16 protein-coding genes, 1 pseudogene and 1 riboswitch are annotated in these 16,956 nt (G+C 40.7%); of the genes and pseudogenes, 1 reads left to right on the forward strand and 16 read right to left on the reverse strand.

Features of this window, described 5'->3' with window-relative positions:
* Positions 1-63 precede the first annotated feature (63 nt).
* From FXW34_RS08070 to sstT, 4 genes are all read right to left on the reverse strand, one after another.
* A complete protein-coding gene (locus tag FXW34_RS08070; protein ID WP_147533465.1) occupies positions 64-1,512 on the reverse strand; it encodes an amino acid permease in 1,449 nt (482 codons plus the stop codon).
* A gap of 146 nt (positions 1,513-1,658) precedes the next feature.
* Positions 1,659-2,954, reverse strand: a complete 1,296-nt coding sequence (locus FXW34_RS08075; protein ID WP_147533466.1) for an NCS2 family permease — start codon at positions 2,952-2,954, stop codon at positions 1,659-1,661.
* A gap of 83 nt (positions 2,955-3,037) precedes the next feature.
* Positions 3,038-3,139: riboswitch (purine riboswitch) on the reverse strand.
* A 118-nt stretch (positions 3,140-3,257) separates the two neighbouring features.
* The gene (gene aspA, locus FXW34_RS08080) at positions 3,258-4,688 is read right to left on the reverse strand and encodes an aspartate ammonia-lyase (protein WP_147533467.1); all 1,431 of its coding nucleotides are present in this window, start codon (positions 4,686-4,688) and stop codon (positions 3,258-3,260) included.
* Between the two features lie 189 nt (positions 4,689-4,877).
* Positions 4,878-6,116 (reverse strand): serine/threonine transporter SstT, encoded by a 1,239-nt coding sequence (gene sstT / locus FXW34_RS08085; protein WP_147533468.1) that lies wholly within the window; start codon positions 6,114-6,116, stop codon positions 4,878-4,880.
* A gap of 530 nt (positions 6,117-6,646) precedes the next feature.
* On the opposite strand from sstT, the gene FXW34_RS08090 reads away from it, so the two are divergent.
* Complete coding sequence (locus tag FXW34_RS08090; RefSeq protein WP_147533469.1) at positions 6,647-7,255, forward strand: rhodanese-like domain-containing protein; 609 nt, start codon at positions 6,647-6,649, stop codon at positions 7,253-7,255.
* A gap of 92 nt (positions 7,256-7,347) precedes the next feature.
* Here the strand turns inward: FXW34_RS08090 and FXW34_RS08095 are convergent, their stop codons facing one another.
* From FXW34_RS08095 to FXW34_RS08150, 12 genes and pseudogenes are all read right to left on the reverse strand, one after another.
* Positions 7,348-7,764 (reverse strand): cupin domain-containing protein, encoded by a 417-nt coding sequence (locus FXW34_RS08095; protein ID WP_425457413.1) that lies wholly within the window; start codon positions 7,762-7,764, stop codon positions 7,348-7,350.
* 31 nt (positions 7,765-7,795) lie between these two features.
* On the reverse strand, positions 7,796-8,926 hold the full coding sequence (gene eutH, locus FXW34_RS08100; RefSeq protein WP_147533471.1) for an ethanolamine utilization protein EutH: 1,131 nt from the start codon (positions 8,924-8,926) through the stop codon (positions 7,796-7,798).
* 78 nt (positions 8,927-9,004) lie between these two features.
* Entirely contained in the window at positions 9,005-9,274 is a 270-nt protein-coding gene (locus FXW34_RS08105; RefSeq protein WP_147533472.1) for a EutN/CcmL family microcompartment protein, read from the reverse strand.
* A complete protein-coding gene (locus FXW34_RS08110) occupies positions 9,274-9,948 on the reverse strand; it encodes a hypothetical protein (RefSeq protein ID WP_147533473.1) in 675 nt (224 codons plus the stop codon). The genes FXW34_RS08105 and FXW34_RS08110 overlap by 1 nt, the downstream gene beginning before the upstream one ends.
* A 12-nt stretch (positions 9,949-9,960) precedes the next feature.
* Positions 9,961-10,566, reverse strand: coding sequence for a phosphate propanoyltransferase (gene pduL / locus FXW34_RS08115; protein WP_147533637.1), 606 nt, complete (start codon positions 10,564-10,566; stop codon positions 9,961-9,963).
* A 47-nt stretch (positions 10,567-10,613) separates the two neighbouring features.
* Positions 10,614-11,384, reverse strand: a complete 771-nt coding sequence (locus FXW34_RS08120) for a cobalamin adenosyltransferase (RefSeq protein ID WP_147533474.1) — start codon at positions 11,382-11,384, stop codon at positions 10,614-10,616.
* Positions 11,385-11,514: 130 nt separating this feature from the next.
* Positions 11,515-11,796, reverse strand: coding sequence for an ethanolamine utilization microcompartment protein EutM (gene eutM, locus FXW34_RS08125; protein WP_147533475.1), 282 nt, complete (start codon positions 11,794-11,796; stop codon positions 11,515-11,517).
* A gap of 99 nt (positions 11,797-11,895) precedes the next feature.
* Positions 11,896-13,359, reverse strand: a complete 1,464-nt coding sequence (locus tag FXW34_RS08130) for an acetaldehyde dehydrogenase (acetylating) (RefSeq protein ID WP_147533476.1) — start codon at positions 13,357-13,359, stop codon at positions 11,896-11,898.
* A 338-nt stretch (positions 13,360-13,697) separates the two neighbouring features.
* Positions 13,698-13,982 (reverse strand): annotated as a pseudogene (locus tag FXW34_RS23320) (BMC domain-containing protein); the annotation flags it as partial.
* A gap of 9 nt (positions 13,983-13,991) precedes the next feature.
* On the reverse strand, positions 13,992-14,645 hold the full coding sequence (eutL, locus tag FXW34_RS08140; RefSeq protein ID WP_147533478.1) for an ethanolamine utilization microcompartment protein EutL: 654 nt from the start codon (positions 14,643-14,645) through the stop codon (positions 13,992-13,994).
* Positions 14,646-14,657: 12 nt separating this feature from the next.
* Complete coding sequence (gene eutC / locus FXW34_RS08145; RefSeq protein WP_147533479.1) at positions 14,658-15,557, reverse strand: ethanolamine ammonia-lyase subunit EutC; 900 nt, start codon at positions 15,555-15,557, stop codon at positions 14,658-14,660.
* Positions 15,558-15,575: 18 nt separating this feature from the next.
* On the reverse strand, positions 15,576-16,943 hold the full coding sequence (locus tag FXW34_RS08150; protein ID WP_147533480.1) for an ethanolamine ammonia-lyase subunit EutB: 1,368 nt from the start codon (positions 16,941-16,943) through the stop codon (positions 15,576-15,578).
* Between the last annotated feature and the right edge of the window lie 13 nt (positions 16,944-16,956).

The following is a 16,956-nucleotide window of genomic DNA, read 5'->3' on the forward strand; positions in this document are numbered from 1 at the left end:
ACTCCCTCGTTTTGGTAATAATAGATATATTAGGCTAGTCCACAATTTAGACCAGCCTCTACTTCATTCTTTATTTTTATTATCATTATTTACTAACGCATCCAGTTCCTCAGCTAATTCCGTCATATAACTCGGTTTGGAACTTCGCATCATGTTTCTTTGTTCAGCTGCCGGAAGTGAGACGCGCGATCGTTTGAACAGGGTCATAAAATAATACACTCCAGCAAAGAAAAGCACCATGACAATACCAGAGATAAGTCCAATTTCCTGTCCTGGGATAAACGGCATACAAATCAGCACGATGATTAAAGAAATTAAAGCAATCCAGGACGTATACGGAAATCCCGGCATTTGGCAATGTCCATCAGGTGGACAGCCATTTCTGCTGCGGAAGCGAATATGACTTGCCATTATTACAGCGTAAGTAAATAGAAGTGCAAATCCACCTGTTGAAATTAACACGAGATACACCCTTGGGAATAACAAGCCAAAGCCTAACCCCACAAGCATGACAAATCCCGAGAATAAAATCCCGCGGTACGGTACTTCATTTTCATCCTTCAGCCATTTAGGGGCATGTCCCTCATCAGTTAATGACCTAATCATTCTTCCTAAACCAAAAATCGCCGCCAGCATCGCTGATAATATCGCAAAAATCAAGACAATATTAATCGCTTCACCGGCCCAACCGATTCCCCACCGGTTTAAGGAGGCAACCATTGGGCTAATGTTTTCATTCAATGCTGAGGTAGGAATTAACGGAAGCAAGACAGCAGCATACGTTACATACAACCCCACCAATAAAATGACAGTATATCTAATTGCTTTAGGGATTGTTTCGCGAGGGTTTCTTGCCTCGGAAGCAGCTAGACCAATAATTTCAAAGCCTGCATAGGCAAAAATAATGAGTAGCATACTTCCGGCAACACCTTTGACACCTCCCGGAAGTAAAGGTTCCCTAGCTAGTTCACCTGTCCCAATCGCACCAGCACCCGGAAACACACCTACTATCAACCCAATCGCCGCAATAATAAAGGCAATAATAGCTAAGATTTTCACACCGGACAATGCACTTTCAAGCTTTCCTAGCTTTTCTGCGCCAAGTAAATTAACAAGCGTGACACCGATAATAATGATACTTCCAAAAAGCCCAATCGAGATATTCGGAACCCATTCCTGGACTAAAATTGTAATGGCCGCTGCTTCACTGGATACTGCTAAGACAATTCCAGTCCAATACAGCCACCCAACAATGAAACCCATGCCCTCACCGAGCTCCCTTGCCGCAAACGTACTAAACGAGCCGGATGTAGGATTGGCAACCGTCATCTCCGACAAAGCATATAGAATAAAATAGACCAATATACCGGATAAAATATAAGATAAAATTACGGCAGGACCGGCAGCTCGAATCGCAACAGAAGAACCCAAGAAGAAGGAACCTCCAATTACGCTCCCTAACGCCATCATTGATAAATGCCATGCAGTCATTCCTTTTTGAGTTTTCTCCATTATCCAATCTCCCAAGCATAAATTTTTAGCATGCTTAGTATTTGCACTGCTTGTAGAAAAGATTCTTAGATGATTATTTTGAAGTCAAATTAAAAAAGGTAACTCCCCCAAATGTATACCTGGGTTTGTTACCTAAATCATCACTTTTATACGACGTAGACAAAATAGCCGATAAACGTTAAACAGAGAACATACATAATCGGATGAACTTCCTTCGTTTTATTCATCGCTATCATACTGATTGGATATAAGATAAAACCAAGTGCGATTCCTGTTGCGACACTGTAAGTTAGCGGCATCATAATAATCGTCACAAAGCTTGGGATAACAATATAAAAATTACTCCAGTTGATACGGCTAATTTCTGTTGCCATCAGCGCTCCAACAATGATAAGAGCAGGCGCCGTTACTTCAGGGGTAACAATGGATAATAAGGGTGAAAAAAATAAAGATATTATAAAGCAGCCTGATATGACAAGTGACGTGAAGCCAGTTCGACCACCAACGGCAATTCCTGCCGACGATTCAACAAAAGAAGCAGTTGTTGAAGTTCCCAAAATAGCACCGGCAATCGTCGACATCGAATCAGCGAGTAATGCTTTACCGGCATTAGGAATTTCATTATTTTTCATCAGACCAGCTTGACTTGCTACTGCAATTAACGCCCCTGCCGTATCAAAAAAGGCGACAAACAAGAAAGTAAAAATGACAGCTAAAATTTTGGGAGAAAAGATATCGTCTAAATGACTGAAAACCACTCCGAAGGTTGGCTCGAGACTAGGTATTTTCCCGACAATCGCTTTAGGTGTTTCAATAATTTCAAAAAAGACGCCAATGATGGTCGAGATTACCATTCCATAAAAGATCCCGCCCTTTACGCCTCTGTTTAAAAGAATAATCGTAATGATAAAACCAACGATTGCCAGAATTGTAGGAGCTGCTTTCAAATTTCCAATAGCAACAAAAGTTGCTTCATTCCCTGTAACGATACCTGCATTTTTTAATCCGATAAACGCCACGAAAAAACCAATTCCTCCAGCAATCGCATGCTTTAAGTCCTGAGGGATAATATTAATAATTTTTTCACGAATCTTTAAAAGACTTAAGATCATAAATAAGACCCCGGCAATAAATACGCCGGCTAACGCCGTTTCCCAAGGAATGTTCATCCCCATACAAACAGTAAAGGTGAAAAAGGCGTTTATCCCCATACTTGGTGCAATCCCAATCGGATAGTTGGCAATTAAGCCGATTAAAAGGGACCCAATAATCGCAGACAATGCTGTCGCCGTAAAAACTGCTCCTTTATCCATGCCAGTTTGACTAAGGATAACCGGGTTAACCACTAGAATATAAGCCATTGATAAAAAAGTCGTAATTCCAGCAATACTTTCTCGCTTAAAAGTTGTGTTACGTTCTGCAAATTGAAAATAATTCTTCATGCTCGTCCTCGTCTCTTTATGAAATAAAAAAACCCCCAGCAAAGCTGCCGGAGGTTCTGCAAAGGACAATAATCTTAAAGTAATATACTTCAATTGCCCCTTGTAGACAGGCTATTTACGGCAGCCAGGTAGAAACGTTCAAGCCATATTCTTGAACTTATACAAGGTTATTATTATTTTAGAATAACATAAATAGTAACAAGGACCATTGTATTCGTCAATAACATATGCCGTTTTCAGCCTATTAAGTTTTTTCGAGATACTCAAGTATTTCAAACAATTCATACTGAAATCCTGTTATCTTTAATCCCGCTCCAATAACGCTGCACCAGCGATGCCAGGATGCGTCATTTCGTAAGGATCCAAAATTAAATTCAACTCCTCTTCTGTTAAAACATCATATTTTAAGCATAATTCACGAACTGATGCTCCGGTTAATATCGCTTCACGAGCAATCCTTGCCGCAGCATCATAACCCAAATGTGGATTAATCGCCGTAATGACTCCCACGCTCTTTTCAACATATTCCTTTAACCGCGCTTCATTTGCCTTAATCCCTTTTAAACAGTGGTCAGTAAAGGTCCGAAACGCATTATTCATAATGCTGATTGACTGAAGCAAATTAAATACTAAAATAGGTTCCATGACATTCAATTCGAATTGGCCTGCCTCAGAAGCTAGACAAATGGTATGATCATTACCAATTACCTGGAAAGCCACCTGATTCATTAACTCCGGCAAAACAGGGTTCACCTTACCCGGCATGATGGATGAGCCAGGCTGCCGCGGTGGTAGACTAATTTCAGCTAATCCCGCCCGAGGTCCTGACGCCATTAAGCGCAGATCATTAGCAATTTTTGAAAGATTAATCATACATACTTTAAGTGCTGCTGATACTTCTGTGTAAGCATCAGTGTTTTGCGTGGCATCGACCAGGTGCTCAGCACCCTTTAAAGGAAGCCCGCTTATTTCAGCAAGATGCTTAACAACTAAGTTAATGTAGCGGGGATCTGCATTTAATCCAGTACCTACCGCTGTTGCACCCATATTGATTTCGAATAAGTATTGTCTAGAAAGGTTAATTCTGTTGATGTCCCTCTTAATTACTCTGCTATACGCCTCGAACTCTTGGCCAAGACGAATCGGCACTGCATCTTGAAGATGGGTCCGCCCCATTTTTATGACTGCATTAAATTCCTGAGCTTTTTCTAGAAAAACCTGATGCATATCCTCCATCGTTGCTAACAATTTCTCAAGTAGTTTTAAAACAGAAATATGTATCGAGGTTGGGAAAACATCATTGGTCGATTGTGCCATATTCACATGAGTATTAGGACTGCAATGATAGTAATCGCCCTTTTCTTTACCTTGCAGTTCAATCGCTCGGTTTGCTAGGACTTCATTCACATTCATGTTTAGCGAGGTTCCAGCTCCTCCTTGAATCGGATCAACTATCACCTGGTCCACCCATTTCCCTTCAATCATTTCGTCAGCAGCCTTTACAATCGCATCACCGATTCCGGAATATAGATGCTTGATTTCCATGTTCGCCATAGCAGCAGCTTTTTTCACCATCACTACAGCTTTGATAAGCTCTTCATGAATTCGATAACCAGTAATAGGAAAATTTTCAACTGCTCTAAGGGTTTGGATTCCATAATAAGCATGGGCTGGTACTTCTTTTTCGCCTAGAAAGTCCTTCTCCTTACGCATTTGTTCCTTGTTATTTGTCATGATTATTGCTCTCCTCTTATGCTGAAATCAAAAAGCTCATTACCTATCATTATTAATTTAATGAACATTTCATTCTTCACAATATACTCCTTGTTATATTTAGCCAAAAATAATAAAAAATGCATCTTATTGTTAGTTAGCTTCACTAACAATAAGATGCATTTCAGTAATAGTTTGAAAAAATTTTAATTATGCTACTTCTTGAATATTAATGTCTTTTCCGTCTTTACGCCATTCCTTGTACTCTGCAGCAGCCGTGAAAAGTACATCAGTGGAAGAGTTCAGTGCGGTTTCGAATGAGTCTTGTAACACACCGATGATAAATCCTACTCCTACAACTTGCATAGCTATATCATCAGGAATTCCAAATAAGCTACATGCAAGTGGTATTAATAGGAGTGAACCGCCGGCAACACCAGATGCACCACATGCACAAACTGCTGAAAGCACACTTAGGAGCAATGCTGTCGGGATATCAACATCAATTCCGAGTGTATGAACAGCTGCAAGTGTTAAAACGGAAATTGTTACTGCGGCACCTGCCATATTAATGGTTGCCCCTAATGGAATGGATACAGAATAAGCATCCTTGTTCAAGCCTAGTTTTTCACATAATTTCATATTAACCGGAATATTTGAAGCTGAGCTACGTGTAAAGAACGCCGTAATTCCGCTTTCTCTAATACATTTCAAAGTGAGTGGATATGGGTTTTTGCCGATCATAGCATATACCATGATTGGGTTAACAACTAGTGCCACAAATAGCATACAGCCAATTAGAACCGCCAAAAGCTTTCCGTAGCTTAGTAATGACTCAAGTCCGTTTGTTGTAATTGATTCAAAGACAAGACCCATGATGCCTAATGGAGCAAATTTGATGACCCATGTAACCATTTTCGATACGGCATCTGAAACATTGGCAATCATTGTTTTTGTTGAATCAGCTGCATTTTTCAGTGCAAAACCGAGCACGATTGCCCATGCTAAAATACCAATATAGTTAGCATTGTAAATAGCTTTTACTGGATTATCGACAATGTTAAGCAATAATGTTTTTAGAACCTCCACAACACCGCCAGGAGCCGTCACTCCCTCAACGCCCTTTGCCAGCGTTATGCTGACAGGGAACACAAAGCTAGCGACTACCGCAACTAAACCTGCTAAAAACGTTCCTAATAGATAGAGCACGATAATCGATTTCATATTCGTTTTATGCCCTTGTTTATGCTGGGCAATTGCAGACATAACTAAGAACAGGACTAGCACTGGTGCAACAGCCTTCAATGCACCAACAAACAATGTTCCAAAAATGACAATTGGCTTTGCTATTTCCGGAATCGCTACAGCAAGCCCGATCCCAATGATCAAACCGACAATAATTTGTTTGACCAGACTAACTTGATTCCACTTTCTCAAAAGCTCTTTCATAATCTTTCCCCCACTGGATTTTTATAGTAGCTCTATTAAACTTGCTTATTAAGCTCGGTGGAGGATTGCCTTGTTTGAATCCACCCCAAAAATACATTTGTCTTTCTCTAGCATTATAAAAAATTTTTAGATATATTACAATAGTTTTTGAAGAACTCTCAAGCGACTTTCAGGTGACAGGCACCACCCGATTTTTGTCGAATAATACTAGGTGACAGGCACCACCCGATTTTTGTCGATTTAATTACACTTAGGGTTTTACGCCTGTTATCGATATTTTCTATTAGACTATTACCCCTCTTATCTATCTTTTCGATAAATTTGTTCGAGATTATCTATCATGTTATATTTTATTGGCATAATAAAAAGGAAGAAAATGTGAAAAACAAAGGTAATGCGTTAATCAGTGTATTATTAATCGGTTTCTTAATGGCATTAGTTGTAGGATGTTCAGATGACAAGGCTAAGGAAGCTGATACATCAAGTGAAATAAAATCAACAGAAGTTATAAAGTTGCCGAAATCAAAACGATGTCTGGTGAGGAACTAGTAAAACATAACTCAGGAAAAGATAAAGACAACGTCCTCATTATTGATGTTCGTTCTCCCGAAGAATATAAAGCTGGACATATTCAACATGCTATCAACATCAATATTGATGGTTTTGAAAATAGATTAAGTGAAATTGAAGACAAAAAAAATTTCCCTGTTATCCTATATTGTAGTTCTGGTAACAAAAGCGGACAGGTTGCTGAAATCCTTGTAAACAATGGGTTTAAGGATGTTACTAACACTACAGGAGTTAAGAAATTCGAATACGATTTAGTGAAGTATGACGATGTTCGAGGAGCTAACTTCCAAAAGCTTATCGATGAAGATAAAGATGTCGTTGTAGTAGATGTACGGGAAGCCAAGCAAGCTAGTGAAGAAGGAATGATCAAGGGAGCAATCAATGTTCCTTTTAATGAAGTAGAAAAGAACCTTAATAAATTACCAAAAGACAAAACAAGCGCTCAATATTGTAATACAGGAACTAAGAGTGCTGAGGTTCAGAAGCAACTAGAAGGTCTTGGTTACGAAAACGTAGTAAACTCTATTGAAGGTGTAAAAGAACATAGTTTTTCAGTAGTAAAAAAATAAAGTGCCTGTCACCACCCGAATTTTGTCGAATAATAAAAAGCTCATTCCTTTAAGTTTAAGGTTTGAGCTTTTTTTGCCTATCATTATATTTACTAGGCCTGATTGGCCCAGTCAGCTGGATAGGTTACATAGAGAAATCTAGCAAACTCTGGGACAGAAAATTGTATTCTACTTCCCGCTGGTATAAGAATTACTTCCCCTTTATCTGCCCTTATTATTCTCCCATCTATAATGATATCTAGATGTCCTTCAATTACATAATCGATTTCATCATAGTTTAATGTCCAGTCAAAGGTCGTCTCCTTCATCTCCATTAAGCCGCAACCTAATCTGGGACTTTCTTCAAGTGTAAACAAATCCTTTGTATACACGACATCCTCTTTCTCACCAGTATCGAGACGATCCTCCTCGCTCACCTTTAGCAATGGCAAACGCACCGAAGTCACTCCATTAGGACCAACTGTTTTATGAGGATCATCACCGGCGAAATTCTGAAGCTGCTCGGCGATGACGGTTCTAATCAACTCCTCCAATGATGCTTTAGTTAGCTTTTGCAAGTTTCTCATCTCCGCCCTTGTTTTCAGTTGCTGTCTTTCCTAACATCCGGTTAGCAATAAATATTGCAACAAAAATGGCAGTTACACCACCGACTAACTTACCGACAATCATTGGGAAAATCATATCTTTAGCAACCCCAGCCGTAAATCCTAAATGGTCACCAAAAACGAAGGCCGCTGATACACAGAACGCAACGTTAATGATTTTTCCACGGTCATCCATGTCTTTCATCATCGCAAACATTGGAATATTGTTAGCTAAAGTAGCCACCATACCTGCTGCCGCTATCTCATTCATACCAAGTAGTTTCCCAAGTTGTAGCAATGGCTTTTTAAACACCTTAGTGATGATATCAACCATTACATAAGCACCTGCTAATACAATCGCAATACTTCCTACAACCTGAACCCCTTCCTCAATCGTAGCCGTACCAGGAATAATCGTTATATCTGTTAATGTATGAACAATCCCAACGGCGAGTCCAAGTGTTGCCACAACCACAACCCCATGACCAAATATTGTGAACCCTTTGATCATTTTTTCCGGAATTTTCCATAAACCTACACAAATTAATGCGGATACTAAGATAATCGGAATAAGGTTTTTCAGAACCATTCCAATTGAAAAACCGGAAACTAAGCCCCCGACTAAACAGCCAATTGGAATAGTAATCATCCCTGCTAATATTCCAGTCGCTAAGAAGCGATGATCCTTTTTCTCGATAATTCCTAATGCAACAGGAATGGAGAATACGATGGTAGGTCCCATCATTGATCCTAAAATAACCCCTGAGAATAAACCTGCGTCCGCGGTTTCAGCCATTTCTTCAGCTAACTGGAAGCCACCCATATCAATCGCTAACAAAGTTGTCGCAAACATCGAAGGGTCGGCACCTAAAGCACTATAAATCGGTACTATAACCGGACTTAATAAATCCGCTAACACCGGGGCAACAACAATGATTCCGACCATGGCCAAGGTTAAAGAACCCATTGCCATTACACCTTCATCAAACTTGTCACCGAAGCCAAATTTATTTTTAAAACTCTTATCTAATGCACCAAGAACCATAAAAATAACCATTAAGTACAAAATAATTTCATTAACACTCATGATCGGTTTCCTCCTATACGGAATTTTCCAGGAACCCTTTACCTGACATCATGTCGTTTCTCGAGGCATTTTCTGAAATTAATCCTCTTCAATATCGATGGAATCCACCACACCTACAACAACAGCGTCAACAGGAAGCTGAGGATTTTCCAATGATGCCCTCGCACCTCCACCAGTTGTAACTAGAACCGTGTCACTGACTCCAGCACCGGCATTATCGGCTGCAACAAAATAGTCATTTGCTCCGTCTTTTTTATAAAGAGGTTCAATCACTAAAAATTTTAACCCGTTTAATTTTTCGTCTTTTCTCGTTGCCCATAAGCTCCCGACTACTTTGCCGACAATCATTATGAATTCCCTCTTTCCCTAATAATTGTTATTTGATGGGTACGGACAAAGTCCTGTGCAAGTGGAGTAATAATGCATTTTTTCCCAACAGTAATCTCTTTAATATTTTGAAGATACAATTTCTGTAAATCAGCCTCAGATATTAGCTTTTTTTGAAGCGAAAAGGACTGAGATAGGATTCGAGTGCTGTCTACCACCGCTTCAGCAGCTACAACGGGAGCTTCTGAAATATGTAATTCTCGTTTCTCCAATACCTCATCCTTCTGCAAAAACAGTACGCTATAGCCCTTTAATTTTCGCTCGTACTCTTCATACAGCTTGTAAAGCAACACAGGCGAGCTGCCCTTATAGTCGCGGTATTCAACTCCATCCTGGAGAACAACGACTCTTTTACCTTGTAACATGTTAGAGAGCACAAACTGTTCTTCGTCTGTTGCACCGATTCCATTGGCTAAATTTGCGAGCATCGTAACCGTTAAATGCGGAATCACAATCAACTCAAAATATTTCATTTTATTCTTTTCTGAAAAATAATGAAGCTGATAGGAATCTACTAATATCTTTTCCAACTCATGTTCTTTCGTATCTGACATGATACAAACATGAGGGAAACTGTTTACCATCTTTTGCACAATCTCTTGATAAACTAGCTCAACTAATCCATCCAAATCCATAAATCATCACCTCTAGGTACCTTTTTTCTTGATTCGCCCTAAAGTACCTTTCTCAAAACCACAAGCATTTGCTTCATCATAATCGATATGCATATAGGTTTGGAATTTGTCGCTAACTCTTACCAAAACATCATCAAAAATGAGCGGTCGATTTCCAAATACTTGCACGCTCACAATTTCTTTATCCTTAACATTAAAGCGGAAAGCAGCTTCTGGAGTCATATGAATATGCCTTTTTGCCACAATCACTCCAAACGGTAGGTCTAATTCACTTAAAGCAGTGGCTATTTTTACAGCTGGTGTCCCAGAGAGATTGCCACTTTCACGGACGGGAGCCGATAAACCAAGTGTAATAGAATCTGTCAATGACACCTCGACCTGGGTTTCGCCTCGTTCCGGACCTAAAATCACAACATTCTCAAGCCTTCCTTTAGGTCCGATAACGGTTACCCTTTCTCTGCAAACAAATTGCCCTGGTTGTGATAAGTCACGGTCTTTTGTTAACAAGTATCCTTTACCAAACAATTGGTCTATAGCCTTTCTACTTAGATGAACATGCCGACCTGATGCTTCTACTTCAATAAACTCTTTAAAAATCCGCTCAGTTAAAATATCCATAAACTGATTTATTTTCGCATCAAACAATCACCATCCCCTCCTAACAATTAAGATTTATAATGACCAACCCTAAATTTGAACATCATAATATAAATTAAGGAGGATAAACGGTTTAATGCTAAAATAATATCGCCTCGGTCAGCATCACCATCAGGAAGTTTAAAAGCCTCGTACGCGGCCAATTCAACCTCTCTGGCTCCACTCCGCAAAGCATTTAAGCATACTACAACCTCACCCATACTGTAATCAGGGGTAAAATGACCCGTACCAAAATATTTTTCCGGATGATGGGACATTTCCCTTAGATCTGCTGGAGACATTTTTAGTAGTGTAAACTCTCCCACCTTTTCGCCGAGAACCTCGCATCTTAATAGATTTCTGATAAACAGCAGAACCTCCTGCAGGTCGGCAACAAGCTTCGTATGCCCCAATTTTTCAGCTGTAATTTGCGTTTCAAGTAACCTTGACTCAAATGAATCAAGTTTTCCTCGAAAAACAATTCGCTTATGATCCTTAAAGACGAGCACATTTCCATAGAGAGAGGTCATATGTTCCGGCTTCTCATCCAGATATCCCCCAAACAAGGTCGTGTACCGATAGTGGGACCGCTTCTTTTTGTCTTCACTTGTCGTAACCGGAGTACCTTCCTCTGGTTTCTGTCCAGGTTCGATGTATTTCAATTGAATTTGGTGATCGGTTAAAAAACCTTTAGCAGATGGTGTAACAATCGTCCCTTTTTGGATTTCCAGAACATTAACAGACTTTAAGTCTTTTCCTTTTAAGAGATTACGAATTTCACCCTCTGTTAACAGTGCCATATTTGTCACTTCCTTCACATGAATAAGGCTGCTTTAGATAAATGACCCACGCTTTTATTAAGCGAATACTAGATTTCCGATATCGTTATTCCTACACACGTAAGCAGCCCTACTCCATCCTATCCTACTTTTATTCACCCTTAGGTAAAATCGCATCAACTTCTGCATGTGGACGAGGAATGACATGAACAGAAACTAATTCTCCGACGCGTTCTGCTGCTGCAGCCCCAGCATCTGTAGCTGCTTTGACAGCACCTACATCACCGCGAACCATCACAGTCACTAATCCTGCACCGATTTGCTCTTTTCCAACTAAAGTAACGTTTGCTGCTTTTACCATTGCATCTGCTGCTTCAATTGCTCCAACTAAACCTCTAGTTTCAACCATTCCTAATGCGTTTGTGCTTGCCATTTTCATTTCCTCCTCATAAAATCAATATTTTTTTAGTAATGATATCGAAGAGTCTAGGAAAATAATCAAATCTATAATCCTACCTCTTCTTACTTAGGGTTATTTTAATTGCGCTAATACCTGTTTAATAATCGTTTCGATTAATTCCTTTTGACTGCTCAATTCTACATTCGGCTTGACTATTGCCTTTGTATCCCTTAACTCCTCAAGTTCCTTCACGCCATAGGCGATTCGGCGAATATTAATCAAATTAAGCGGACCAATATTATCAGAAGTAGAACCTCCACCAATGGCTCCGCAGCCTAATGTAAGCGATGGAACTAGGTTAGTCGTCGCCCCAATGCCACCGAGTGCCCCAGGAGTATTAATTAATAATCTGGATACCGGCTTTTTCAAGGCAAATTCTCTAATAACATCTTTATTTTCCGAGTGAATGATTAGCGTGTGCCCAGCGCCTTCATTAAATAGAATCTCGATACACTTATGACAAGCAGTTTCCCAGTTCTTTTCAGTATAGAAAGCTAGGATTGGTGCAAGTTTTTCCCGCGAGTACGGAACATCCTTGCCTACTCTCGTTTCTTCAGCAATCAAGACTCTAGTGCCAGCCGGAATCTCTAATTCTGCTAATTTAGCAATTTGCTCCACCGTTTTGCCAACAATCGCTGGATTCATGGTGCCATTCGCTCTCATAATGAACTTCTCTAATATCTTACTTTCATGGCTTGATAGAAAATAGCCACCTTGTTTCACACATTCCTCGATAACCTGTTCACGGATGCATTCCTCCACCACAATCGATTGCTCTGATGCGCAAATCACACCATTATCGAAGGTTTTCGAGTCAAAAATCCGCTTAACTGCTAGAGGAATATTGGCACTCCTTTCGATAAACGCAGGTGCATTTCCCGGACCAACACCGATTGCTGGTGTCCCAGAGGAATAAGCTGCTTTTACCATTCCCGAACCGCCTGTTGCTAAAATTAAAGCAATATCCTTACCCTTCATTAATGTATCGGTGCCCTCTAAAGTTGGGTTCGTTAAGACACTAATCGCATCTTCCGGGCAGCCTGCTTTTATTGCTGCCTCTTTTAGGATTCGAACCGCTTCCAATGTGCAATTTAGCGCTGTTGGATGGGGCGAAAAAATAATCGCATTCCCTGCTTTAATTGCAATCAACGCTTTAAAAATAGTGGTTGACGTTGGATTTGTTGACGGGATTAAGGCGGTAATCACCCCAAGTGGTACGCCAACCTCCATTATTTTTTGCTGCTCATCTTCTGCTAAAATTCCCACAGTCTTTAAATCTTTAATTGAATCGTAGACGGTTTGGGAAGCAAAAAGATTCTTTAATACTTTGTCTTCCCAATTGCCAAAGCCCGTTTCAACGGCAGCAAGCTTAGCTAGCTTTTCGCTGTTTTCTACTCCCGCATCAGCAATTGCTTTCACGATAGTATCTAATTGGCTTTGACTGAATTCAGTTAATATTTTTTGAGCCACCTTGGCTTTAGCTATTAAGTTCCGAGCCTCTTGTATCGAGCGCAAGTCTTTATCTGCGACAATCATTCACTTGCCCCCTCTCGACTGTAATCAGTAAGTAGTTGTATCAAAAATTCTTTTCGCCCATATTTTATTTCATTGGGTTTCACATTTTTTATGTGCAGTTTTCGAGCGAGTTTCCTCAACTCTTCAACCTTTTTCCCTTCAAGTTCATCAGCATCAAAGACTTCCCTGTCGAGGTGTGTGTCCTCTTCAAGAATTAGTTCCTCCGCTGGTATAGGATCGTATATCAACTCAATATCAGCTTCGGACACAGCTTCTGAATCCGTTTCGATTCCGGTTACGATTTCAGTATGAGGTTCGACGGCGACTGTGACTTCGGTCTCGAGCTCAACAGCAGGAACTTCGTCCACCTTTGGTTGTACCAACACCTTCGTCGTTTCCTCATGCGGCCTGGCAATGACATGCGTCGAAATGAGGGTGCCACATTTTTTAGCAGCTTCTTTCCCAGCATCGACCGCAGCTTTTATCGCTCCAACATCGCCAGACAAGAGCACCGTAACTAGTCCGCTTCGAATTCTTTCTAATTTTATTAATGTTACATTGGCAGCTTTGAGAGCAGCATCGGCAGCTTCGATTGCTCCGACATAGCCTTTTACTTCAATTAGCCCGAGGGCAGCCGTTTTCATCGCTTATTCCTAAAAATTCGTTGGATTTTCTGCGACAAATTGGACTGCTGCTGCAAATGCATCACATGCTGCCTTACATGCTGATTGGCTTCCTGTCAGTAAGCCGCCGCCAAAGTTGGTTTCTGAAGGAGGACCGTAAAATGCTGCAATTCGAACATCTGCTGCTTTGAGTGCTGCATCAAGTCCATACATCGCTTCAAGGGGCGGTGCAATTAAATAAGCAATTGCTTCGCCTTCTGGAATTCCTGCTACCTCTGATAAATAAGAACCCGTTCTCGAAATGCAATGTGCATAATATGGAACTGAATTATCATCATTAGCACTGACAAAATTCGCACCATTTTCGATAAAATCAACCGCTGCATTAACACCGCTTCTCACTTCAGCCGGACTTGGTCCTGCAAGAATCCCAATGACCTCACCTGCTAATTTCGTTGAAGCATTGGCTGCACCGGCATAAAACGATTTAGCATATACAACATCAACATCAGCAGCCTTTGTAGCTTCATCCAATGCTGTATATGTCACATCATCACAATCAGAGGTAATCAAACCTAAGCTTTTTTGATGTGGCTTAAGATTCATTTGTACCGCCATATCCGGACTGACATTGGAAATGATTTTCACACTTAATACGGCAGCTTTTAGTGGTTCGTGCTTCATCAATTTCTCCTCCTATCCCTCACGTTTTAAATCGATACCAGAGGCTTTTCGATCAATCATGGTTTTAATGACTTCGGCGATATGAGCGCCCGCTTCAACAGGGGAAGTACCACCTTTATGAATGTTGGATACAACCGTTCTTCTTGCCTCAGGCATATCAACTGTTGGCTTATAGGCGATATAAGCACTCATTGATTCCGCAGTCACTAGACCAGGACGTTCACCGACCAACAAACAAACTACGTCTGCGTCCGTTGTTTCACCAATTACATCCATAGCTGGCACGCGGCAGTATTTTACGAATAAGACATGGTCCGTTGCGATTCCATATACCTTTAACCCCTGCTTTATTGCTGAAAGAGCGTCCACCATATTGGCTTCAATGGCTGCAGAGCTTAAACCGTCACCGACAACCAATTGAACCTTTGGTTCGCCCAAGGTTTCCTTCATGGTTTGAACAGCTTCAGGTGAGAATTGTCGTCCAAGATCCGGTCTTGTTAAATATTCATCCTTGCTACCGCAAACCGTTTGTGTCGGAATAAGCCCGTGCTCCTTCACGAACTCATCCGGTACATCAGAAAACACCGCATCTTGGGCCGCAGCATGGTCGGCTCTAAAACGCAAACTTGTAACCGTTTTGTAGCGTGGTCCTGCACGCCATACTCCAATTCTTGCTGGCGTTTTTTCTTTCATTTTTAAATAACCTTCACGGTCAAATGGTTCTGGGACAAGGAGTTGCGTTTTCAAATCGGTCTCAGTAATATCATCGATTAATCCATCTTCACAACCTGGACAACTACAGCCGTCCTCAGTTCCTACTTTCATTTCAGCAGGTTTTTCCTCTTTTATCTCTCCAACCATTTCTTTTAAAATCGATTGAATCAAGGATTTCAATTCAAGTTCGTTCTCCATGTTATTTTCCTCCTTTCCTTACATCAAGAATGTAGATGCATCGCCAGCTTTAGCTGTAAGCTTTCCATTACGATCGATAAAGCCCAATTTCAGCATCCATTCTTCAAATTCTTTGATTGGTCTTACACCAAGTAATTCCCTTAATGATGGAGTATCATGGTAACCAGTGCATTGGTAATTCAACATGACATCATCACCATGAGGAATTCCCATGAAATAGTTAACCCCTGCAGTCGCTAACATGACAGCCAAGTTTTCTATATCATTTTGATCAGCTTTCATATGGTTTGTATAACAAGCGTCACAGCCCATTGGAATACCAGTCAATTTACCCATAAAGTGGTCTTCAAGCCCTGCACGAATTACTTGTCTGGAATCATACAGGAATTCTGGACCAATAAAACCAACTACTGTGTTCACTAAGAACGGCTCGAATTTCTTTGCAAATCCGTAGCAGCGAGCTTCCATCGTTAATTGGTCTACACCGTGATGCGCATTTGAAGATAACTCTGAACCTTGTCCTGTTTCGAAGTACATCACGTTCGGACCAGTTCCAGTTCCTTCTTTTAGCGCTAATTGACGAGCTTCCTCCAACATATCTGCTGTGATTCCAAAGGCAGTATTTCCCTTTTCAGAACCAGCAATGGATTGGAAAATCAAATCGGTCGGAGCACCCTTACGAATCGCATCCATTTGTGTCGTAACATGTGCAAGAATACAGATTTGCGTTGGGACATCCCATTTCTTTTTAAACTCATCAAACTTCTTTAACAGCCGGACTACACTCTCAACAGAATCATCAACAGGATTTAAACCAATAACAGCGTCACCGACACCATATGATAATCCCTCCATAATTGAAGCGATAATTCCATCAGGGTCATCCGTTGGATGATTTGGTTGCAGACGAGCTGATAGCGTTCCCTCCAAACCAATCGTAGTGTTACAGGTTGCTGATATACGGATTTTTTTCGCGCCGTAAACCAAGTCTAAATTCGACATTAATTTAGTCACGGCAGAAACCATTTCCGAAGTTAAACCTCTTGAAACCCGCTTAATCATCGAACCTGTCGTATTTTGATCTAGGATCCACTCACGAAACTCCTGGACGGTCCAATTTTTAATTTCGTTATAGATTTTTTCATTCACACCATCCTGAATGACTCTCGTTACTTCATCCATTTCATACGGTACAGCCGGATTGTTGCGCAAGTCGGCAAGTGTCAGGTTGGACACCACCACCTTTGCTGCAACTCTCTCTTCAGCAGACTCTGCTGCTATTTGGGCTAAGTTATCTCCTGATTTTTCCTCATTCGCCTTAGCCATGACATCATTAATGCTCTTAAATTGGTATGTACGGCCAAACAGTTTTGTTTTTAAAATCACAAGAAGTCCTCCT

Origin of the sequence: Bacillus marasmi, assembly GCF_902168435.1 — a bacterium.
Lineage (GTDB): Bacteria > Bacillota > Bacilli > Bacillales > Cytobacillaceae > Bacillus_BU > Bacillus_BU marasmi.